The sequence below is a fragment of the Pseudomonas sp. Sample_24 genome (genome assembly GCF_004307605.1).
Classification (GTDB): domain Bacteria; phylum Pseudomonadota; class Gammaproteobacteria; order Pseudomonadales; family Pseudomonadaceae; genus Aquipseudomonas.
Genome location: NZ_RCNW01000204.1, coordinates 1 through 19,624, shown reverse-complemented (window position 1 = coordinate 19,624; position 19,624 = coordinate 1). Strand labels below are relative to the sequence as shown.

Below are 19,624 nucleotides of genomic sequence, written 5' to 3'. Positions count from 1 at the left end.
GCTCCGACACAACAAGAGCAAAACTGGAGGTTTGAATGAAGATGTTGAAATCCACCCTGGCAGTCGTGACTGCAGCCGCAGTACTCGGCGTCAGTGGGTTCGCTCAGGCGGGCGCGACCCTGGATGCAGTGCAGAAGAAAGGTTTTGTACAGTGCGGCGTCAGCGATGGCCTGCCTGGTTTCTCGGTTCCAGACGCCACCGGCAAGATCGTCGGTATCGATGCTGACTACTGCCGTGCCGTGGCCGCTGCGGTATTCGGCGACGCGACCAAGGTCAAGTTCAGTCAGTTGAACGCCAAAGAGCGCTTCACCGCGCTGCAGTCCGGCGAAATCGACATTCTGTCGCGCAACACCACCATGACCAGCTCCCGTGACGCAGGCATGGGTCTGAAATTCCCGGGCTTCATCACTTACTACGATGGCATCGGCTTCCTGGTAAACAACAAGCTGGGCGTCAAGAGCGCCAAAGAGCTGGATGGCGCGACCATCTGCATCCAGGCCGGCACCACTACCGAACTGAACGTTTCCGACTACTTCCGCGGTAACGGTCTGAAATACACCCCGATCACTTTCGACACCTCCGACGAAAGCGCCAAGTCGCTGGAATCCGGTCGTTGCGACGTGCTGACCTCCGACAAGTCCCAACTGTTCGCCCAGCGCAGCAAGCTGGCTTCGCCGAAAGACTACGTGGTTCTGCCGGAAACCATTTCCAAAGAACCTCTGGGCCCGGTCGTGCGTAACGGTGACGACGAGTGGCTGGCCATCGTGCGCTGGGTTGGCTACGCCATGCTCAACGCCGAAGAAGCGGGCGTGACGTCGAAAAACGTCGAAGCCGAAGCCAAGGGCACCAAGAACCCGGACGTTGCTCGTCTGCTGGGTACCGACGGTGAGTACGGCAAAGACCTGAAAGTGAAGAAAGACTGGGTCGTACAAATCGTCAAACAAGTCGGCAACTACGGTGAAGTGTTCGAGAAAAACCTCGGCAAGAGCACTCCGCTGGAAATCGACCGCGGGCTGAACGCTCTGTGGAACGCTGGCGGCATTCAATACGCACCACCAGTGCGCTGATGGTTCTATCACCCGGTGGGCCAACCACCGGGTGATGTTCTGTTCCATTATTTCCGGGGCACTTCATGCAAAATTCAATCGGCGCACCAAAGCAGAGGCTCAGCCTCAGCGATCCACGAGTGCGTGCGTGGGTATTCCAGATCATCACGATTATCGCGGTGGTCTCGCTGGGCTGGTATCTGTTCGATAACACCCAGACCAACCTGCAACACCGGGGCATCACCTCCGGTTTCGACTTTCTGGAGCGCAGTGCCGGCTTCGGCATCGCTCAACACCTGATCGACTACACCGAAGCGGACAGTTACGCCCGGGTGTTTGTCATCGGCCTGCTCAACACATTGCTGGTGACTTTCATCGGCGTGATTCTGGCAACCATCCTCGGCTTCATCGTCGGTGTGGCGCGGCTGTCGAAGAACTGGATCATCGCCAAAGTGGCGACGGTATACGTGGAAGTCTTCCGTAACATTCCGCCGCTGCTGCAGATCCTGTTCTGGTACTTCGCGGTATTCCTGACCATGCCGGGACCGCGCAACAGCCATAACTTCGGCGATACCTTCTTCGTCAGCAGTCGCGGCCTGAACATGCCGGCCGCGCTGATGGCCGACGGTTTCTGGCCGTTTGTGGTCAGCGTCGTGGTGGCCATCATCGCCATCGTGCTGATGTGCCGCTGGGCCAACAAACGCTTCGAAGCCACCGGCGTGCCGTTCCACAAATTCTGGGTCGGCCTGGCGCTGTTCCTGGTGATTCCGGCGCTGTGCGCATTGATTGTCGGCGCACCGGTGCACTGGGAAATGCCGCAGCTCAAGGGCTTCAACTTCGTCGGTGGCTGGGTGCTGATCCCGGAACTGCTGGCCTTGACCCTGGCCCTGACCGTGTACACCGCGGCGTTCATCGCCGAGATCGTGCGCTCGGGCATCAAGTCGGTCAGCCACGGCCAGACCGAAGCGGCGCATTCCCTCGGCCTGCGCAACGGTCCGACCCTGCGCAAGGTGATCATTCCGCAAGCCCTGCGCGTGATCATTCCACCGCTGACCAGCCAATACCTGAACCTGGCGAAGAACTCCTCGCTGGCGGCCGGTATCGGCTATCCGGAAATGGTCTCGCTGTTTGCCGGTACGGTGCTGAACCAGACCGGTCAGGCGATCGAGGTGATTGCCATCACCATGAGCGTGTACCTGGCGATCAGTATCAGCATTTCCCTGCTGATGAACTGGTACAACAAGCGCATTGCGCTGATCGAGCGGTAAGGAAAAGCGCATGAGTACTCATACTTTCAAACCTGACATGCCACCACCGAGCAGCAGCATCGGTGTAGTGGCGTGGATGCGCGCAAACATGTTCTCCAGCTGGCTCAACACCTTGCTGACCCTGTTCGCGTTCTACCTGATCTACCTGGTGGTTCCGCCGATTCTGCAGTGGGCCATCATCGACGCCAACTGGGTAGGCACCAGCCAGGCCGACTGCACCAAGGAGGGCGCCTGCTGGGTGTTCATCCAGCAGCGTTTCGGCCAGTTCATGTACGGCTACTATCCGACGGATCTGCGCTGGCGCGTCGACCTGACCGTGTGGCTGGCGGTGATTGGCGTAGCGCCTCTGTTCATCTCGCGCTTCCCGCGTAAAGCGGTGTATGGCCTGAGCTTTTTGGTGCTGTACCCGATCATTGCCTGGTGCCTGTTGCACGGTGGCGTTTTCGGCCTGACCCAGGTGGCGACCAGCCAGTGGGGCGGTCTGATGCTGACCCTGGTGATCGCCACTGTCGGTATCGCCGGTGCGCTGCCGTTGGGGATTGTCCTGGCGCTGGGCCGCCGTTCGAACATGCCGGCGATTCGGGTGGTCTGCGTGACCTTCATCGAGTTCTGGCGCGGCGTGCCGTTGATCACGGTGCTGTTCATGTCCTCCGTGATGCTGCCGCTGTTCCTGCCTGAAGGCATGAACTTCGACAAACTGCTGCGGGCGTTGATCGGCGTGATCCTGTTCCAGTCGGCCTACGTGGCCGAAGTGGTGCGCGGTGGCCTGCAAGCGATCCCCAAGGGGCAGTACGAAGCGGCCGCGGCGATGGGGCTGGGTTACTGGCGCAGCATGGGCCTGGTGATTCTGCCGCAAGCCTTGAAGCTGGTAATCCCCGGCATCGTCAACACGTTCATTGCACTGTTCAAGGACACCAGCCTGGTAATCATCATCGGCTTGTTCGACCTGCTCAACAGCGTCAAACAAGCGGCTGCCGATCCGAAATGGCTGGGCATGGCCACCGAAGGCTACGTGTTCGCCGCCCTGGTGTTCTGGATTTTCTGTTTTGGTATGTCGCGCTATTCCATGCATCTGGAACGCAAGCTCGACACTGGCCACAAGCGCTGAGGCGCTACCCAATTTAGGAAGTTTTGTGATGAGCGAAGCAATCAAACAGCCTGTGAGCCCTGAAGGCATTATTCAGATGCAGGGCGTGAACAAATGGTACGGCCAGTTTCACGTACTCAAGGACATCAACCTCAACGTCAAGCAGGGCGAGCGTATCGTCCTGTGCGGCCCGTCGGGTTCCGGCAAGTCCACCACCATCCGCTGCCTCAACCGCCTGGAAGAACACCAGCAGGGGCGCATCGTGGTCGATGGCGTGGAGCTGACCAACGACCTCAAGCAGATCGAAGCGATCCGCCGTGAAGTCGGCATGGTGTTCCAGCACTTCAACCTGTTCCCGCACCTGACCATCCTGCAGAACTGCACCCTGGCGCCGATGTGGGTGCGCAAGATGCCCAAGCGCAAGGCCGAGGAAATCGCCATGCATTACCTGGAGCGCGTACGCATTCCGGAACAGGCGCACAAGTACCCGGGGCAACTGTCCGGCGGCCAGCAACAGCGTGTGGCGATCGCCCGCGCGCTGTGCATGAAGCCGAAAATCATGCTGTTCGACGAACCGACGTCGGCACTCGATCCGGAAATGGTGAAAGAGGTACTCGACACCATGATCGGCCTCGCCGAAGACGGCATGACCATGCTCTGCGTGACCCACGAAATGGGCTTTGCCCGTACCGTGGCCAACCGCGTGATCTTCATGGACAAGGGGGAGATCGTCGAACAGGCAGCACCGAACGACTTCTTCGATAACCCGCAGAATGATCGGACCAAGCTGTTCCTGAGCCAGATTCTGCATTGATGGCAGGCTGACTGATAAAACAAACCCGGCCTCGCGCCGGGTTTTTTATGTTTGCCGCTCACGGCACAGTGAGTGTTTCGTGCTCCTGGTGCTCAGTAAATTTGAACGCTCCCCTCAAATCCGCTCCTTCAGCCAGGATCTTCGCATCGGCGAGTAAATGCGGGTAGCGATCCAGCAGGCGCATTAGCAGCATCAACGCCTTCGGCGGAAGTACTTCGCCGCGTTCGTAACGTGAGAATGCGTTGTGCCCGCCACCGGAAAGCAGTTGCACCGTCTCTTTTTGCGTAAGGTGCAATTTGCGACGGATACGCTTCATCTCGGCGCCGATCATTTGCCTGGCGGCGATGACCAGCGCATCACCTGCTTCCCCATAACGCTGCGCACTATCCGTATCGGGGTCCCACTCGAGTTCACCGCACTTCTGGCACTCCCAGCCAGAAAGATTATCTACTCGGCGCTCCATGCCTTTGACACTCAGGGTCTCGCTGCGCCCCTCGAAATGTCTCATTCCCTCACGTGCACCACAGCTGAAACATTGCTGGGTATTCATGGGTTTTTCTCCTTGAAGGAGATTACCGGTGGGCCGCCGGCGGGGCGGTACGTCACCTTGATGTAAATCTCCAGATCTTGTGAGTTGATGTGATACACGTCCTGCCAGACTCGATGATCGTCATAAGTGGTCATCGATTTGTACAACATCCTGTTCTGTAACTCGAAAACGATATCTTGCATCTCTCTGAGGCTAAGGCCGAGATTCAGACCGGCCTTTGCCGCGGTTTTGGTGAAGGCTTTTCTTCCAAGCCGCCTGACTTCGGCCTTGATCACCGCCAAGTCGAAATGGGGTGTGTTCTTTTCCATAAGAATCCAAAACCCTGTCCCTGAAATTACCCTTAAAGGGTAATTTTGACTAATCGAAAATCCCGCTGCATTTCCTCTCTCTGACCCTAGGCGGTTGCCGTCCTACTCGAAGCTGACTAACATGTCAGAAAATTCATCCTATGATTGGATGAAAAGGCGAGCCTTATGTCTGACATTTCTCCATTAGTTAAACGATCCCTGGTCGACCAGGCGCTGGACCAGTTGCGTCTGCGCATCACCCAAGGTGTCTGGGCGGTCGGCCAACGCTTACCCACCGAACCCGAGCTGTCGGCAGAACTGGGCATCAGCCGCAACACCGTGCGTGAAGCCATGCGCGTGCTGGCGTTTTCCGGGTTGATAGAAATCCGCCAGGGCGACGGTAGTTATCTACGGGCGGTGGTTGATCCGCTGGACACCTTGAAGGCGTTGTCCAGTTGTTCGCGGGAACAGGCCCGTGAAACCCGGCACATCCTCGAAGTCGAGGCCATTGGGCTGGCGGCACTGCGCCGAACCGATGAAGACCTGGTGGCGTTGCGCGAAGCGCTGGGTGTCAGCGGCAGCCACTATCACGGCGACCTCGACACCTACATTGCCTGCGACCTGGTGTTCCATCGTCGCCTGGTGGATGCGGCGCACAACCCCACGCTCAGCGAGTTGTATCGCTATTTCTCCAGCGTCGTCGGCGCGCAGTTGCGCCACTGTCTGAACATCACGCCCCGACGCCAGGAAGTGTTCGACCTGCACATCGCACTGCTCGATGCCGTCGAACAACGCGACCCGGAACGCGCCAAAGCGCTGTCGAGGCAGTTGATCAATGAACCTTGAAACCGAGAACCGCATGTCCAGCGATCACAGCAACATCACGCAATCCAAGCGCACGGCGGAGCTCGAAGAGTTGTTGATCGATGCCGAGGCCGATGACGAGCAGGTCCAGCAAACGCATCCGGTCCTGCGTCGGCCCTGGCTGTTGCTGCTGGGGTTGATTCTGGTGGCGCTGAACCTGCGCCCCGCGTTGTCGAGCATGGCGCCGATGCTCAGTGACGTGTCGAAGTCACTCGGTCTCTCGGCCTCCCAGGCCGGTTTGCTGACTACGTTGCCGGTGCTTTGCCTCGGTCTGTTTGCGCCGTTGGCGCCGGTGCTGGCGCGTCGCTTCGGTGCCGAGCGGGTGGTGCTGGGCATTTTGCTGACCCTCGCTGGCGGCATCATCGTGCGCAGCTCTTTTGGCGAAATCGGTTTGTTTGCCGGCAGCGTGTTGGCCGGTGCCAGCATCGGTGTGATCGGCGTTTTGCTGCCGGGCATCGTCAAGCGTGATTTCCCGAGGCAGGCCGGCACCATGACCGGTGTCTACACCATGGCTCTGTGCCTGGGGGCGGCGATGGCAGCGGGGGCGACCGTGCCGTTGAGCGAGCATTTCGACCGCAGCTGGGCCATGGGCCTTGGTTTCTGGGTGATCCCGGCCCTGGTCGCGGCCCTTTTCTGGTTACCGCAAGTGGGGCAAAAGCACGGCGCACATCATGTCGCTTACCGCGTTCGCGGTTTGCTGCGCGACCCGCTGGCCTGGCAAGTGACCTTGTACATGGGCCTGCAATCGTCACTGGCTTACATCGTGTTCGGCTGGTTGCCATCGATCCTGATCGGTCGCGGGCTGACGCCGACCCAGGCAGGGCTGGTGTTGTCGGGTTCGGTGATCGTGCAACTGGTCAGTTCCCTCGCCGCGCCATGGCTGGCGACTCGCGGCAAGGATCAGCGCCTGGCCATCGTGATTGTGATGGCGCTGACCCTCGGCGGCCTGTTCGGTTGCCTGTACGCGCCGCTCGAAGGCTTGTGGGGCTGGGCGATTGTGCTGGGGCTGGGGCAGGGCGCCACGTTCAGCCTGGCGCTGACCCTGATCGTGCTGCGCTCGCGCGATGCCCATGTCGCGGCGAACCTGTCGAGCATGGCCCAGGGTTTCGGTTACACCTTGGCATCCATGGGCCCATTCGCAGTCGGCATCGTGCATGACTGGACCGGTGGCTGGACCGCCGTGGGCTGGATCTTTGGGGTGATCGGCCTCGGCGCCATCATTGCCGGCCTGGGCGCCGGGCGTTCGCTGTATGTCCAGGTACTCAGCGAAAAAGTCTGAATCAAAGGTAAACCATGTCCAGGGTCGCCGAGCCGTCGAGCTGGACATCGGCGCTCAAGTCCAGCTGGGACGTGGGCGCGATGACGGCTTCGATGGTGACTCGGCTCGACAGGTGCTGGATGAAGATCGGACCGGCGTTGCTACCGGCAACGTCGGTAAATCCCAGGTAGCTTTTGGCGCCAATCGGAATCGGGCGGCTGCTGGATAAACTCCAGGCCAGGCCGCCCGTGGTGGAGTCGGTGCGGTAGACCTGCGACAGGTCATCCACCACCGTTTGGGCGGGATCGAAGTTCAGCGAATACAAGCCGATCTTGTTGCCGCTTTTGTCGCGATTCAGCCCGTAATAAATCTCGCTGTTGACGATGGCCGACCCGTCGCGGTTGTCGTGCATGACCAAGGCAAAACGCGAAGGGCCGTTGCATTGGATGTTGAGGTCCAGCACTTGATCAGGCAGTTGCGTGCGCTTGTCGACGCTCAGGTCCTGGCGGAAGATCTTTCCGTAATCCACCGTGCCATTGTTGGACAGGACCGGTGTACAGGCGACGGGCGTGATCGTGCCCTTCACCGTCAGGTCGACCGTCGAGGCGGCCAGCACATGGGGCGCGACGCAGACAAGGGCGACAGTCAAAGGTGCTGCAAAATAATCTTTCATCGATGGGCTCCTCATGCATCTGAGCTGCAGGAGCGAGCACGCCCCTGCAGTTTTTCAGGGGCTTACAGGTATTTCATTTCGAATGTCGCGGAACCGTCCATGACCACTTCTAGGGCATATGGTGCGACGTTGACCAGAGCGGCGGTCGACAATGCCATGAAGTACTTTTTCATTTTTCATTCCTTTTTGCGGGTTTATTCCTGGCTGATCCAGCGCGCTTGATTGCGCCCCGGATTCAACCTGGTGGGTCAGGTGTTACAGGTAAATGATCTCGATCGTTCCTGCGCCATCGAGGTCGATGGCGTTGCTCAAGTCCAGGCTGTTGAGCGGCGCGATGACCGCATCGACGGTGATGCTGGCGTTGAAGGTCTGAATCATGGTCGGGCCCGCGCTGCTGCCAGCGCTGTCGGTGAAACTCAGGTAACGGGTCTTGGCGATGGCGATCGGGTTGGCGCTGGCGCTGCTCCAGCCTGTGTTGCCACCGGCTGAGTCGGTTCGATAAAGGCGGGCAAAACTGTCGGCATGGGCGCTTGCCGGGTCGATATTCAGCGCGAAAAAGCCGATTTTGTTGTTGCGGGCATCGGTGCCGAGGCCGTAATGGAAGTCGCTGTCGACTGTCGCCGAGCCCGCACGATTGTCGTGCATGATCAACGCGAAAGCCGTCGGCCCATCGCAGCCGACCCGCAAGTTCAGCGAGCGCGCGGGCAGGCGGGTGCTCTTGTCGGCGTTGAGGTCGTTGATCGTCAGGCTGCCGAAATCCACCACACCGCCGTTGGACAGCGCCGCTTCGCAGGCCGCCGGAGCGAAGCGTGCACGCAACGTCGCCTCGCGACTGCGATCGGCCGACACGGCGTCGAACACCCCGGCCACCTCCCAGGTCACCGCGTCGCGCACTTGCATTCCTTGTTCCTGAACCCATGCCGTCCATTCAAGCTGGGCCGAAAAAGTGCGGCCCTGTATCGGCACTCCGCCTTGCACCGGAACCACGCCATGTTCCGGTCGCCAGGCCAGTTGCGCTGCGGTTTGTGCGGGTGCCTGACCAGCAGCGGCGATCAGCCCCAGCTCTACCGACTGACCATCGAGCACCGCGTCGCGGATGTGCAACTGATAAGTGCCACGTTCGGCAAAGTGGAAGCGGTTGGACGTTGCTGCCATGGCCCGATAGAACAGGCTCATGTCGGTGGGTTTCGAGCAGGTCAGGGTGAGGCTCGACCGCCGCTCGCCGAGGTTGCGCTCCGATACCGAATCGGCGCGGATCGCACGGTTCATCAAGCCGTAATCGACGACCGGCTGGCTCAGGTTGAACTGACAGTCCTCAACCGATCCCCAGGCAAAAGGTGAGAGCGTCAACGCAACGACGGGGGCCAGCAACAGGCGGGTCAGATTCATCAAGTCATCCTCATGGGGCTCTGCACTTGGCGGCAGTGGTTTCGTAGTAGGCGTCGGTATCAGCGTCTGCCGGCAGTTCGAAATGCAGTGCGCAACGCTCAAGCCCGGGTGCCTTGATGAACAGCGCCTGGCTGTCCAGTACGTTGGGCAGGAACACCAGTCCGCCCTCCTGAACCAGGGTGACAAACTCGCCATCCTCGGTATTCACCGCAGCGCCGCGGGGCAGGGGTGCACCGTTGGCGGTGGTGACTTTTAGCAGTGCGCGGCGGGTCAGGCTGACGCCGAATTCGACCTTGTCGACCGCCCCGCGCCCGGCGGAAATCACCGCCAGGCCGTTGCTGATGTCGGCGTTGCGCGGCAGGGTTTTGGTGTCGACTTCCACCGGGCTTTTGCCATAGGCCGTCAGCTGTGGAATCACTGCTTGACCTTGCCAATCGGTCCACACCGGACCGCTCGGCGTCGACACCTTGATGGCACCCATCTCACCCACAGACAGCAAACCGAAGGTGTCGCTGATCGGGTAAGGCGAGAGCGTCAAACCTCGGTCGTGCAGCACCGCACCGCCTCGGGCGCTGGCCTGGTAACTGGAGCGCGCGGCGTCGGCGCGGGTGTAGTTGAGATCCAGCTGGGTGTAGCGCGGCAGCAGGGAAACGCCGGCGGAAGACTGCACCTCTTTATTGCGGGAGTCGTGTTCAGCGCCGACGCGGTACGCCAGTTGGTCGTTGAGCTGTTCACTCAAGCCCACGCCGCTGCGGTACTCGCCACCGGAACTGCGTACCCAGGTGCGCGCGCGACGGTTTTCACCCAGGGGAATGCTCAGATTCAGGTAGACGCTATCGTCGGTGCGATTGGCCCCACTGAGTTGCCATTCCGCCGTTGCCGATAGCGACACCCCTTTGATGTTGGTGCCCCAGGACGCCAGGGCGCGGCTGCTGCTCTGACCATCGAACGAGCTTGACTGACTGAAGCCACCGCTGAAGGCGCCGAACCACGGATGGGACCATGACAGGGCCGCGCTTTGCTGGTCGCGGTAGCGGGATTTCTGGTCGTCATTAGTGTTGTCAAATACCGCGTCTTCCAGTTCCCGATAACCCAGGGTTCGGTAGGAACTTGCGGCATTCAGTGCCCAGCGCTCGCTGAAACGGTGCGACAGGCTCAGGTCGGCCTGAAGCCCCTGGCCGCCTTGGCGGCCGCTGGCATCCGCGCCGGTCAGTGTCGCCTGGAGCTGGGTATCCGGCGAAGGCAACAGGCCGACGCTGGTACCGGCCGCGCGATAGTCGGCGGCGCCGGTCAGCCCGCCGCTGATCAATATTTGCGGGTTCAATACGCCGCTCCATCCGCCACTGACGACCCAAGGTTCGTCACCTTGCTCATCGCCACTCCTGCGCACGGTTCCCGCCGCAAGGGAGAAGCCTGGCGCTGGCAAGCCGATACCGAGCATCGCCGCCGGTATCGTGAAACTGCGCTGGCTGCCGTCCTCCTCCTTGACTGTGACTTCGACGTCGGAGCGGCTATTGAGCCGGCGCACGTTGTTCAGGGCAAAGGGGCCTGCGGGCACCACGGTGGAATAGATCAGCGAACCGTTCTGCCGCACTTCGACCTGTGCCTGACTGTTGGCGATGCCTTCGATGACCGCGCTTTGCCCTTCGGCTTGCAGCGCCTGTTCGTTGAGAACCTGTACGCCGGTGATCTGCGCACCGGCCAACACCGGGTTGTAAAGGTTGATCTGGCCGGCCTGCAACACGGCTTCGTGACTGGCGAAGGTGCGCTGGGCGTAAGCGGCGATATGCGTTGTGCGCGACACTTCATCCTGCCAGGTCTGCACCTGACGACTGCGCACGATCCAGTCGCCGGCATTAAAACCCAGCTCGGTGTTGGCCGAGGCATAGCGGCTCGTACCCTCGCCAAAACGGCTGTGCTGTCCGGTAATGTCGTAGTTGAGCAGCGCAGCGACGCCGCCGGTTTGATAGCCGCTGACATCGCGTTCGGCGGGTCGAATAGCATGGGTCGGCACAACCAGCGTCAGGGCCAGGTTGGCCGGATCCTGTTCGATGGCGGTTTGCGGCGCGAGGGCGAGAAAGTCGTAGCAACGGCCATCGTCGTCGAGGATCTGCTCGGGCACGTTCAGGTTGGCCTTGTCGAGCAGCGTGCGGTCAAAGCACAGTACACCGGCGCGATCGAAGGCGACGTCGACGCGACCCTGTCGTTGGCCGTTGACGTTGAGCGTCACCGAATGCCGGCCCGTGGCGAAGCGTGGCGCTTCCATCAGCAAGGTCGCCAGTGCCGGATCGATACCGCGCTGTCGCAGCGTGTTGCTATCGAAGGACGCCAGTAGTAATTCGCTACCGCGAGCGTCGAGCACCATCAGCGTGTTGATCAGCAATAAGGCCAATGTTGTCCGTCGACGCAACCGGCGTGAGTGGACGCGGGTCCGAATCACAGGCACGGCTTCGCCATCACGGTAAAAAGTTACTGTGTTCATGGGGTTCACTTGGTTTATGCGGGCGTGCTGAACTGATCGTTGAAATTCAGTCACGCCTTGGGTAACAGCTCGCTGGCCGTTACCCGAAAACTTCGGCGCGGGTTATTCCATCGTCGCGCAGTCGTGGCGGTTCAGGACTCGAACGGTGTTTCGAAATGCGGCACCGCGAAGCCGTAGACCGTCGCCGGTTGTATCCGTACGCGGGTGGCGGCAGCGCCTTTGGCGGGCACGCTCAAGGTTTCCCCCGGCAGCACGTAGGTGCGCGGCAACAACGCCGAACCATTACCGGGCAGCAGCGTCAGTTCCTGGGCCAAACGCACGACATAGGGTGATGGATTGTGCACGCTGACCTGATCGTTTTGCAGGCGCCAGGTCAGCCCCGTCCACGGTGTGCGATTGGGCGCCAAGCCCTTGGGGTGCAGGATCACCGGCAAATTTTGCCGCACCGTCACGCCGACCCGTGCACGCCCGGCTTCGGCCGGTTTACGGTCTTGAGGCATGCCCTCGAAAATCACCCGCTTCAGGCGCTGGGTGGTCAGGGGCGTGGAGGTCTGCAGGATGAACCGCACCAATTGACTCTTGCCCGCCTCGACCCGGGCCAGCGGCGGCGTGACGAACAACAGCGGTTCCTTGTCCTCGGGAATGTCTTCGAGGGTGACATGCAGCAACGACAGGTTTGCGTCAGTGTTGGTGACCGACACCGAGGTTTCGCCATCGGCTTCATTGACGATCACCACAGAGGTGTCGGGGACCATGCCATCGGCCACGACGTAGCCAGCGAACAGATAGGCCAGCGTGCCCAGACAGAAACGTCTGCATCGCGCGCCGTTGAAAAGAGTCATGGTGGATGCCTGTGTAAAAAAAGGAAAAGTCAGCATGGCTAGAGTTAGTTCTGGTCAACGCAGTCCTGGTGAACGGGCAGGAGGTCGGGTGGACGACCTGCCGCGCTTCGATTTCTCGATGGTTTACAGGTAAACCACAGACAGGGTTACCGAGCCATCGATGGCCACTTCGTTGGTCAGGTTGAGCTGGTTGGCAGGGGCAATTCGAGGTGCGATCTCGAGATCGGAAACCAGTGTCTGAAACGGTTTTGGTATTACGCTGCTGACGTCGGCGACGGTGAGAATGTTGGTTCGCATCAGTTCGCGGGTTTGGTTCCAGGTCGAACCGCGGTCCTCGGAACCAATCGTGCTGACTGTCACGCCATCGGCCAGCGGTCTCCAAATTTCCAGGTTCATCGCTCCCAGTTTTTGATTAGTGTTGATCAGCCCGAGGCCGAAATCGTAGGGGTCATTATTGAAATCCGAACCTTCACGGTTATCCTTGGCCTCAAGGCCGGCAAGAGTCGGTCCGTCGCACGTGAGCGTCAGTTGCACGTATTGTTTGGGCAGCCATGTCGCTTTGTCAGGGTTCAAACTCTTGGCCGAAATCTTGCCGTAGTCCACCAGCCCGCCTTTGGACAGGGTCGGTTCGCAGGCGCTCGGAGTGATCGTCCCGCTGACGCTCAGGTCGACGCTGGAGGCAGCAAAAGCGCAGGCACTGCCGGCCAGCAACATGGCGCCGAAGAGGGTGTTGAGAGTCTTGTTCATGGTGAAGCTCCTGATGTGGAATAAACAGCGGCGCGATGATCAATAAGTGATCTGCAGTGTGGCGTGCCCGTCGATCGGCACCTCATCAAGCAGAGTCAGGCCACTGGCTGGCGCAATGAGGGTGACGGCGCGCAAGCGAGCACTCAGGTGCTGCAACGCGATGGGCGTACGCAGATCGTCAGGGCTGGCAAACGCCGTCAACCCGGCGTGCCCCAGATACGTCGAAAGTCCCCAGTTACTACCGTTGTCGCGGGACATGATGGTCAACACCGTATTGCCGTCAGCTTGCGGTTCGAAGATTCCGAACCCCACGCTACCCAGCTTCTGGTCGTCGTTGACCGTACCCAGGCCGTGATAGGCCTGGTTGACGGCCGACGTTCCGGCGCGATTGTCGATGGTGGTCAGGGTGAAAAAGGTCGGGCCTTCACAATCGATCTGCAACTGCAGTTCGCTGGCGGGCAACCGGGTAGGCAAGTCCTGATCGAGATTTTTCGACGTCAGTTTGCCGTGATCGACGATGCCGCCGTTCGACAGTGAGGGTGTACAGGAACTCGGTGTAATGATTCCGCTGACACTCAGATCGGCGTTGCCCGCCGCCAGCGCAGAGTGCGCGCAGGTCAGCCACGTTATGCTCATCAAAGCGAGGGCGCATCGTTGCGTGATGGGTCGTCCTTGGTTCATGTATTCGCTTTTCCTTGAACGAAGATGATTGGAAGTTGCCGTGTACGGACAGGCGCAATCTAACGGTCGAGGTAATCAGGTGGAATGCAACTAATACGAAAACGTGCCATTGACTGTAAGAAAGTGCGAGGTGTACTACAGGTTGTATTGAGTGAGGGTGTTGTCTGTAGGCTGTCTATGTGGTCTATCGGATATATGAACTGTAGGGCGATTCTTATTGTTCTATCGGATAAAGGACAGTCCCCCGCAGACATTGGCTGACATTTTTTGGCGTGCGAGATTGGTCGTTGTGATGGTGCAAGGACGGCGCTATTTTTTTGCGCACTCCAGTCACTCAACAGGATTAATCCGACAATGCAGGTAATCATTGCTGATGACCATCCGGTGGTTCGTATTGGAATGCGGATGCTCATCGACCTGAGCGGCACTTGCGTCATTGTGGGCGAGGCTGAGGGGCCTGACAGCCTGCTGAGCCTGCTTTCAACATCGCCTTGCGATTTGCTGATCACTGACTTCAGCATGCCCGGCAACGTGCAGGCCGATGGCTTGAAAATGCTCGGAATGGTGCGGCGTCACTATCCGCAAACCTCGATCATTCTGGTCACGATGCTCGCCAACGTCATGACGCTCAGAGCGGCGATTGCCCAAGGTGTAATGGGGGTCATCGCCAAGGATGCCTCGGCCAGGGAGCTGCCGATGGCCGTCAAGGCGGTGGGCGAAGGGCGGCGATTTCTCAGCGACTCCTTGCGCGCGGCACTGGCTTCGGCAGAAACCGAGGCGCAATCGGGATCTCCATCGTTGTCGGCCAAGGAACATGAAGTGGTGAGAATGCTCGCCAGCGGCATGACCGTGAGTGAAATTGCCGAGCAATTCAACCGCAGCGTGTCCACGATCAGCAAACAGAAAATCATGGCCATGCGACGACTGGGCATTTCTACCGATGTGGATCTGTTCGCCTATGCCCGTGAGAGCGGAATGGTGCATCAGGATTGATAAATTCGTGTGGGTCAGCACCCTCAAGGAAAATTCGTATTAGTTGTATTTTTTGACGCTTATTGCGGGCTTATATTGCAGTCGCCAAGCAAGGTATTTGCTGATTTCGATAAGTTGAAGTCCGCCTCTGCAAAATAAATAAAGTGTCTGAAGGAACATAAGGGAATGAAAAAGCGTTTAAGTTATATCGCTGCCACTCTGCTGGTTGCTGGCACGACCAGCGTCAATGCTGCATCGAGCGTCGATTTGAATGTTACGGGGACAATCACGCCAGCGGCGTGTATGCCGCAGTTGTCCAATGGTGGAATGGTCGATCACGGAAAGATCTCATTCAAAGATCTGAAAAATGGCGTAAATACGTTACCGCAAGTTGCTCTACAAATGAGCGTCAGTTGTGATGCCGCTACATTGTTTGCAGTTAAAAGTACCGATAACAGGAAGGGGACTGCCTCTAACAATGGCCTGTCTTCCTTTGGGTTGGGTGTGGGCGAAGGTGACCACAAGGTTGGGTTTTATAACTTGACCATGGAGAACGTGCTGGGGGATGGCGCGGTACTTCCGGTGGTGGAGTCAGTCAATGGCAATACATGGTTCTATTCGAGCACTGGCCAAATCTGGCAACCTGAGTGGATGAGGTCCGTGAGCGGCCCGGGTAACCCGAATTACACGCCCGTCGCCATCCAGACACTGGCGGCCGATCTGATTGTGGCGACGAGTATCAACAAACCAGGAACGCTCTCAGCCGAGATGCCCATAGATGGCAGCGCTACCCTGGATATCGTTTACCTTTAAGTTGCGAAGCGTCATTCAGTGGGTCGCAGGACAGCAGCAGTGCCCGCATTTTTTTGGTGAATAGCCATGGTTATTCACGCACTCGCGGCATATCGTGCTGACCTACTGATGATATTTGCGGAGCCGGTCCATGAGTGATGCCCACAACGCCTTGATCACCTGCTTCTACCAGGCTTTCCAGCGACTGGATGCCGAAGCGATGAGCGCCTGCTATACCGATGACGTGGTGTTCAGTGATCCTGCGTTTGGTGAACTGCGCGGGCGCGATGCCGGCGACATGTGGCGCATGCTCACCACCCGTGCCAAGGACTTTTCCCTGAACTTCGATAACGTGCACAGTGACGAGCGCACAGGCGGCGCGCATTGGGTGGCGACGTATCTGTTCAGCCAGACCGGCAATGTGGTGGTCAACGATATTCAGGCGCGGTTCGTGTTTCGCGACGGCAAGATCTGCGAACATCATGACCGCTTCGATATGTGGGCCTGGTCGCGTCAGGCGCTCGGGGTCAAGGGCCTACTGCTGGGCTGGACACCGCTGGTACGCAACGCCGTCCGCACTCAAGCCCTCAAGGGGCTGAAGGCATTCCAGGCCAGTCGCTGATAAGATTGCGGCTTGTTTCCACTCAAGTCCCGATCGTTACGTGAACAGCCCGAGCGAAGCTCCCATCACTAAACCCTGGTTCGTGTACCTGGTGCGTGCGGCCAACGGTTCGCTTTACTGCGGCATCAGCGACGACCCGGTGCGACGATTCGCCAAGCATCAAAGCGGCAAGGGCGCGCGCTTTTTCCTCTCGAGTCCGGCCATGGCGCTGGTCTACACCGAAGTCTGCCGCGACAAAAGCGAAGCGCTGCGCCAGGAACGACTGATCAAAAAGTTGCGCAAGAGCGCCAAGGAATGCCTGGTGGCGTCTTATCAATCTGACTGATCGGTTCCCATCAGGCAGATCTGTAGGCTGCTAAACGATTGCGCGCTAAGCTGCGGGCTCCTGATCTTTGCGGCGGAGCCGAGCATGTCCGAGTTGATTCTGCATCATTACCCGACGTCACCCTTTGCGGAGAAGGCGCGCTTGCTGCTGGGTTTCAAAGGGCTGTCATGGCGCTCGGTGAAAATCTCGCCGGTGATGCCAAAACCCGATCTCACGGCCCTGACCGGCGGTTACCGCAAGACGCCGGTGTTGCAGGTCGGCGCGGATATTTATTGCGACACGGCGCTGATCGCCCGCCGACTCGAACAGGAAAAAGCCTTGCCGGCGTTCTTCCCCGAAGGCCAGGAAATGATCACGGCCAGCTTTGCGACCTGGGCCGATTCGGTGGTGTTCCAGCATGCGGTCAGCCTGGTGTTCCAACCGGAATCGGTCGCCGTACGCTTCGGCAATTTGCCGCCGGAAGCGATCAAGGCGTTTCTCGCCGACCGTGCCGGATTGTTCAGCGGTGGTAGTGCGACAAAACTGTCCATCGAGCAGGCCAAACATCAGTGGCCCACCCTCATGTCGCGCCTGGAGTTGCAACTGCAGCGCGAGCAGGGCGACTTCCTGTTTGGCGAGCCATCGATTGCCGACTTCGCGCTGGCGCACTCGCTGTGGTTTCTCAAGGCGACGCCGGTGACTGCGCCATTGGTCGATGCGTATCCGGCGGTCAGCGCCTGGCATGCCCGGGTGCTGGGCTTCGGTCATGGTGCATCCAGCGAAATGTCCTCCGAAGAGGCGCTGGAGGTGGCTCGTTCGTCGACACCAGCGGCGTTACCGAATGAGGATTTCGTCGATCCAAACGGGTTCACGGCGGGCCAGCAAGTGTTGGTCGCAGCCACCGACTATGGCGTTGATCCGGTGACGGGCGAGTTGTTGTTTGCCGGGCGCGAGGAATTGATTGTGCGTCGCGAAGACGAACGTGGCGGTGTGGTGCATGTGCACTTTCCGCGCTTTGGCTTTCGTATCGAAGCCTGCTGACTCAGGCATTCACCTGTGGCGAGGGAGCTTGTCGGATCGCCGCACCGTCCCGCTGGGGCGCGAAGCGGCCCCCGGAAAAGGGACTGCTACACAGTCCAGCGGGAGCAAGCTCCCTCGCCACAGCATTGCGTGTATCTGAAGGATTACTTCAAAGCAGCCAGAATCGCATCCGGGTCATACCCACGAATCAGCGTCCCGTTCACATCGATTATCGGAATCCCGCCACCGCCCAGCGCCTCGTAGTCCTTGCGCGCGAGGGCATCTTTTTCGATATCGAATTCCTTGTACGCAATGCCTTTCTGGTCGAGAAAGCGTCGGGTCAGTTTGCAGTAGCCACACCACTCGGTGGCGTACAGCACGACCTTGGCCCTGGCTTGAGTCTGCTCGGACACCACTTGCGACGGGTTGAGCACCCGCTCGATCTTGCCCCAGTTCTGATAGACCACCACGACCAGCAGAACCAGCATGACCTTTTTCAGGACATTGCCGAGCATCAGTTGCGTCGCTTGAGCTGATCAGTCAGTGAGGTCGGCAGGCCTTTGATGATCAGCGTGCCGGCTTCTTCGTCGTACTCGATCTTCGAGCCCAGCAGGTGCGCCTCGAAACTGATCGACAGGCCCTCGGCGCGGCCGGTGAAGCGCCGGAATTGGTTGAGGGTGCGCTTATCTGCCGGAATCTCCGGCGACAGACCGTAGTCCTTGTTGCGAATGTGATCGTAGAAGGCTTTTGGACGATCTTCGTCGATCAATTCCGACAGCTCTTCCAGGCCCATCGGTTCGCCGAGTTTGGCCTGGCTGCTGGCGTAGTCGACCAGGGTCTTGGTCTTCTCGCGAGCGTCGTCTTCCGGCAAGTCTTCGCTTTCGACGAAGTCGCTGAACGCCTTGAGCAAGGTGCGGGTTTCACCCGGCCCGTCGACGCCTTCCTGACACCCGATGAAGTCGCGGAAGTATTCCGAGACTTTCTTGCCGTTCTTGCCTTTGATGAACGAAATGTACTGCTTGGATTGTTTGTTGTTCTGCCACTCGGACACGTTGATCCGCGCCGCCAGATGCAGCTGGCCAAGGTCCAGGTGACGGGACGGCGTGACGTCCAGTTGCTCGGTCACGGCAACGCCTTCGCTGTGGTGCAGCAGGGCGATGGCCAGATAGTCGGTCATGCCTTGTTGGTAATGCGCGAACAACACGTGGCCACCGACCGAGAGGTTGGATTCTTCCATCAGTTTTTGCAGGTGTTCCACCGCCACGCGACTGAAGGCTGTGAAGTCCTGGGCGCCGTCGAGGTATTCCTTCAACCAGCCGCTGAACGGGAAGGCGCCGGACTCCGGATGAAACAATCCCCAGGCCTTGCCTTGCTTGGCGTTGTAGCTTTCATTGAGGTCGGCAAGCATGTTCTCGATGGCGGCGGACTCGGCCAGTTCAGAGTCGCGAGCGTGAAGAACTGCAGGCGTGCCGTCGGGTTTTTTGTCGATCAGGTGGACGATGCAATGACGGATCGGCATGGGCTTCTCGGCTGATTGAAGAGAGGAGGCCAGGCTCCCCCGAAAAAGCGCCCAGTGTACCGCAACCATTGGTTTTGGCGCGGTTCGAAGGCCAATTCCCGGGCGACCGGCGGCGCTTGGGCGATTTTTTCCCGGTTTAGAGCAATAAAGCTGACCAAATGGGTAGCTAGAGGCGGATATTTCCCCGTCTCTGTGCTAGTTTTGCCCGGTCTTGCGCGAAGTCACTGCGTTAAGCCTGCAGTCAGCTTTTGTCAGGTCGAACCAAACCCTGATTTCGGCATCTATAACCCCGATCCCGAGGTTATTTCGCCGAGGGTGCCAGATCCAGAAGATCGGGCTCGATGGCTGACATTGCACTCTGCAATCCATATGAATTTGATAGGGAAGGAACACTACATGGCTCTTAC

The 19,624-nt window shown here is 59.2% G+C and carries 21 protein-coding genes; 11 read left to right on the top strand and 10 right to left on the bottom strand.

The window, feature by feature from the left end; genetic code table 11:
- Nucleotides 1-35 precede the first annotated feature (35 nt).
- From D8V06_RS10385 to D8V06_RS10370, 4 genes are all read left to right on the top strand, one after another.
- The gene (locus D8V06_RS10385) at nt 36-1,067 is read left to right on the top strand and encodes an amino acid ABC transporter substrate-binding protein (RefSeq protein WP_056853650.1); all 1,032 of its coding nucleotides are present in this window, start codon (nt 36-38) and stop codon (nt 1,065-1,067) included.
- A 65-nt stretch (nt 1,068-1,132) separates the two neighbouring features.
- Entirely contained in the window at nt 1,133-2,314 is a 1,182-nt protein-coding gene (locus D8V06_RS10380) for an amino acid ABC transporter permease (RefSeq protein ID WP_130930921.1), read from the top strand.
- A gap of 10 nt (nt 2,315-2,324) precedes the next feature.
- Nucleotides 2,325-3,422: an amino acid ABC transporter permease gene (locus D8V06_RS10375; protein WP_056853648.1), complete on the top strand. Its 1,098-nt coding sequence runs from the start codon at nt 2,325-2,327 to the stop codon at nt 3,420-3,422.
- A 28-nt stretch (nt 3,423-3,450) separates the two neighbouring features.
- The gene (locus D8V06_RS10370; RefSeq protein ID WP_003178331.1) at nt 3,451-4,215 is read left to right on the top strand and encodes an amino acid ABC transporter ATP-binding protein; all 765 of its coding nucleotides are present in this window, start codon (nt 3,451-3,453) and stop codon (nt 4,213-4,215) included.
- A 58-nt stretch (nt 4,216-4,273) separates the two neighbouring features.
- Here D8V06_RS10370 and D8V06_RS10365 read toward each other — a convergent pair whose 3' ends face one another.
- Nucleotides 4,274-4,765 (bottom strand): type II toxin-antitoxin system MqsA family antitoxin, encoded by a 492-nt coding sequence (locus D8V06_RS10365; RefSeq protein ID WP_130930920.1) that lies wholly within the window; start codon nt 4,763-4,765, stop codon nt 4,274-4,276.
- Entirely contained in the window at nt 4,762-5,073 is a 312-nt protein-coding gene (locus D8V06_RS10360) for a type II toxin-antitoxin system MqsR family toxin (RefSeq protein ID WP_130906418.1), read from the bottom strand. The genes D8V06_RS10365 and D8V06_RS10360 overlap by 4 nt, the downstream gene beginning before the upstream one ends.
- 165 nt (nt 5,074-5,238) lie before the next feature.
- Here D8V06_RS10360 and D8V06_RS10355 point away from each other — a divergent pair, with 165 nt between their 5' ends.
- Nucleotides 5,239-5,898, top strand: a complete 660-nt coding sequence (locus D8V06_RS10355) for a FadR/GntR family transcriptional regulator (RefSeq protein ID WP_130930919.1) — start codon at nt 5,239-5,241, stop codon at nt 5,896-5,898.
- On the top strand, nt 5,888-7,195 hold the full coding sequence (locus D8V06_RS10350) for a CynX/NimT family MFS transporter (protein ID WP_130906417.1): 1,308 nt from the start codon (nt 5,888-5,890) through the stop codon (nt 7,193-7,195). The genes D8V06_RS10355 and D8V06_RS10350 overlap by 11 nt, the downstream gene beginning before the upstream one ends.
- Nucleotide 7,196: 1 nt before the next feature.
- Here D8V06_RS10350 and D8V06_RS10345 read toward each other — a convergent pair whose 3' ends face one another.
- From D8V06_RS10345 to D8V06_RS10320, 6 genes are all read right to left on the bottom strand, one after another.
- Nucleotides 7,197-7,847 (bottom strand): DUF1120 domain-containing protein, encoded by a 651-nt coding sequence (locus D8V06_RS10345; protein ID WP_130930918.1) that lies wholly within the window; start codon nt 7,845-7,847, stop codon nt 7,197-7,199.
- A 255-nt stretch (nt 7,848-8,102) separates the two neighbouring features.
- Nucleotides 8,103-9,236, bottom strand: coding sequence for a DUF1120 domain-containing protein (locus D8V06_RS10340; RefSeq protein ID WP_130906415.1), 1,134 nt, complete (start codon nt 9,234-9,236; stop codon nt 8,103-8,105).
- A gap of 10 nt (nt 9,237-9,246) precedes the next feature.
- Nucleotides 9,247-11,718: a fimbria/pilus outer membrane usher protein gene (locus D8V06_RS10335; protein WP_130903629.1), complete on the bottom strand. Its 2,472-nt coding sequence runs from the start codon at nt 11,716-11,718 to the stop codon at nt 9,247-9,249.
- A 131-nt stretch (nt 11,719-11,849) separates the two neighbouring features.
- Nucleotides 11,850-12,560, bottom strand: a complete 711-nt coding sequence (locus D8V06_RS10330; protein ID WP_130903630.1) for a fimbria/pilus chaperone family protein — start codon at nt 12,558-12,560, stop codon at nt 11,850-11,852.
- A 123-nt stretch (nt 12,561-12,683) separates the two neighbouring features.
- Nucleotides 12,684-13,307, bottom strand: a complete 624-nt coding sequence (locus D8V06_RS10325) for a DUF1120 domain-containing protein (RefSeq protein ID WP_130930917.1) — start codon at nt 13,305-13,307, stop codon at nt 12,684-12,686.
- Between the two features lie 39 nt (nt 13,308-13,346).
- Nucleotides 13,347-13,943 (bottom strand): DUF1120 domain-containing protein, encoded by a 597-nt coding sequence (locus tag D8V06_RS10320; RefSeq protein WP_130903632.1) that lies wholly within the window; start codon nt 13,941-13,943, stop codon nt 13,347-13,349.
- 399 nt (nt 13,944-14,342) lie between these two features.
- Here D8V06_RS10320 and D8V06_RS10315 point away from each other — a divergent pair, with 399 nt between their 5' ends.
- From D8V06_RS10315 to D8V06_RS10295, 5 genes are all read left to right on the top strand, one after another.
- On the top strand, nt 14,343-14,981 hold the full coding sequence (locus tag D8V06_RS10315) for a response regulator (protein WP_130903633.1): 639 nt from the start codon (nt 14,343-14,345) through the stop codon (nt 14,979-14,981).
- Nucleotides 14,982-15,146: 165 nt separating this feature from the next.
- Nucleotides 15,147-15,773, top strand: a complete 627-nt coding sequence (locus tag D8V06_RS10310; RefSeq protein ID WP_130930916.1) for a DUF1120 domain-containing protein — start codon at nt 15,147-15,149, stop codon at nt 15,771-15,773.
- A gap of 130 nt (nt 15,774-15,903) precedes the next feature.
- Nucleotides 15,904-16,374, top strand: coding sequence for a nuclear transport factor 2 family protein (locus tag D8V06_RS10305; RefSeq protein ID WP_130906411.1), 471 nt, complete (start codon nt 15,904-15,906; stop codon nt 16,372-16,374).
- 40 nt (nt 16,375-16,414) lie between these two features.
- Entirely contained in the window at nt 16,415-16,699 is a 285-nt protein-coding gene (locus tag D8V06_RS10300) for a GIY-YIG nuclease family protein (protein WP_056853634.1), read from the top strand.
- An 84-nt stretch (nt 16,700-16,783) separates the two neighbouring features.
- Nucleotides 16,784-17,719: a glutathione S-transferase family protein gene (locus D8V06_RS10295; protein ID WP_056853633.1), complete on the top strand. Its 936-nt coding sequence runs from the start codon at nt 16,784-16,786 to the stop codon at nt 17,717-17,719.
- Nucleotides 17,720-17,862: 143 nt separating this feature from the next.
- Here the strand turns inward: D8V06_RS10295 and D8V06_RS10290 are convergent, their stop codons facing one another.
- Nucleotides 17,863-18,213, bottom strand: coding sequence for a glutaredoxin domain-containing protein (locus D8V06_RS10290; protein WP_130906409.1), 351 nt, complete (start codon nt 18,211-18,213; stop codon nt 17,863-17,865).
- Nucleotides 18,213-19,217: a nucleoid-associated protein YejK gene (gene yejK, locus D8V06_RS10285; protein WP_056853631.1), complete on the bottom strand. Its 1,005-nt coding sequence runs from the start codon at nt 19,215-19,217 to the stop codon at nt 18,213-18,215. Before yejK ends, D8V06_RS10290 begins: the two co-directional genes overlap by 1 nt.
- Between the last annotated feature and the right edge of the window lie 407 nt (nt 19,218-19,624).

Excerpts from the sequence above, each read along its gene's own strand:
- D8V06_RS10385 (WP_056853650.1), top strand. The coding sequence starts at position 36 with ATGAAGATGTTGAAATCCACCCTGGCAGTCGTGACTGCAGCCGCAGTA.
- D8V06_RS10380 (WP_130930921.1), top strand. The coding sequence starts at position 1,133 with ATGCAAAATTCAATCGGCGCACCAAAGCAGAGGCTCAGCCTCAGCGAT.
- D8V06_RS10375 (WP_056853648.1), top strand. The coding sequence starts at position 2,325 with ATGAGTACTCATACTTTCAAACCTGACATGCCACCACCGAGCAGCAGC.
- D8V06_RS10370 (WP_003178331.1), top strand. The coding sequence starts at position 3,451 with ATGAGCGAAGCAATCAAACAGCCTGTGAGCCCTGAAGGCATTATTCAG.
- D8V06_RS10365 (WP_130930920.1), bottom strand. The coding sequence starts at position 4,765 with ATGAATACCCAGCAATGTTTCAGCTGTGGTGCACGTGAGGGAATGAGA.
- D8V06_RS10360 (WP_130906418.1), bottom strand. The coding sequence starts at position 5,073 with ATGGAAAAGAACACACCCCATTTCGACTTGGCGGTGATCAAGGCCGAA.
- D8V06_RS10355 (WP_130930919.1), top strand. The coding sequence starts at position 5,239 with ATGTCTGACATTTCTCCATTAGTTAAACGATCCCTGGTCGACCAGGCG.
- D8V06_RS10350 (WP_130906417.1), top strand. The coding sequence starts at position 5,888 with ATGAACCTTGAAACCGAGAACCGCATGTCCAGCGATCACAGCAACATC.
- D8V06_RS10345 (WP_130930918.1), bottom strand. The coding sequence starts at position 7,847 with ATGAAAGATTATTTTGCAGCACCTTTGACTGTCGCCCTTGTCTGCGTC.
- D8V06_RS10340 (WP_130906415.1), bottom strand. The coding sequence starts at position 9,236 with ATGAATCTGACCCGCCTGTTGCTGGCCCCCGTCGTTGCGTTGACGCTC.
- D8V06_RS10335 (WP_130903629.1), bottom strand. The coding sequence starts at position 11,718 with ATGAACACAGTAACTTTTTACCGTGATGGCGAAGCCGTGCCTGTGATT.
- D8V06_RS10330 (WP_130903630.1), bottom strand. The coding sequence starts at position 12,560 with ATGACTCTTTTCAACGGCGCGCGATGCAGACGTTTCTGTCTGGGCACG.
- D8V06_RS10325 (WP_130930917.1), bottom strand. The coding sequence starts at position 13,307 with ATGAACAAGACTCTCAACACCCTCTTCGGCGCCATGTTGCTGGCCGGC.
- D8V06_RS10320 (WP_130903632.1), bottom strand. The coding sequence starts at position 13,943 with ATGAGCATAACGTGGCTGACCTGCGCGCACTCTGCGCTGGCGGCGGGC.
- D8V06_RS10315 (WP_130903633.1), top strand. The coding sequence starts at position 14,343 with ATGCAGGTAATCATTGCTGATGACCATCCGGTGGTTCGTATTGGAATG.
- D8V06_RS10310 (WP_130930916.1), top strand. The coding sequence starts at position 15,147 with ATGAAAAAGCGTTTAAGTTATATCGCTGCCACTCTGCTGGTTGCTGGC.
- D8V06_RS10305 (WP_130906411.1), top strand. The coding sequence starts at position 15,904 with ATGAGTGATGCCCACAACGCCTTGATCACCTGCTTCTACCAGGCTTTC.
- D8V06_RS10295 (WP_056853633.1), top strand. The coding sequence starts at position 16,784 with ATGTCCGAGTTGATTCTGCATCATTACCCGACGTCACCCTTTGCGGAG.
- D8V06_RS10290 (WP_130906409.1), bottom strand. The coding sequence starts at position 18,213 with ATGCTCGGCAATGTCCTGAAAAAGGTCATGCTGGTTCTGCTGGTCGTG.
- yejK (WP_056853631.1), bottom strand. The coding sequence starts at position 19,217 with ATGCCGATCCGTCATTGCATCGTCCACCTGATCGACAAAAAACCCGAC.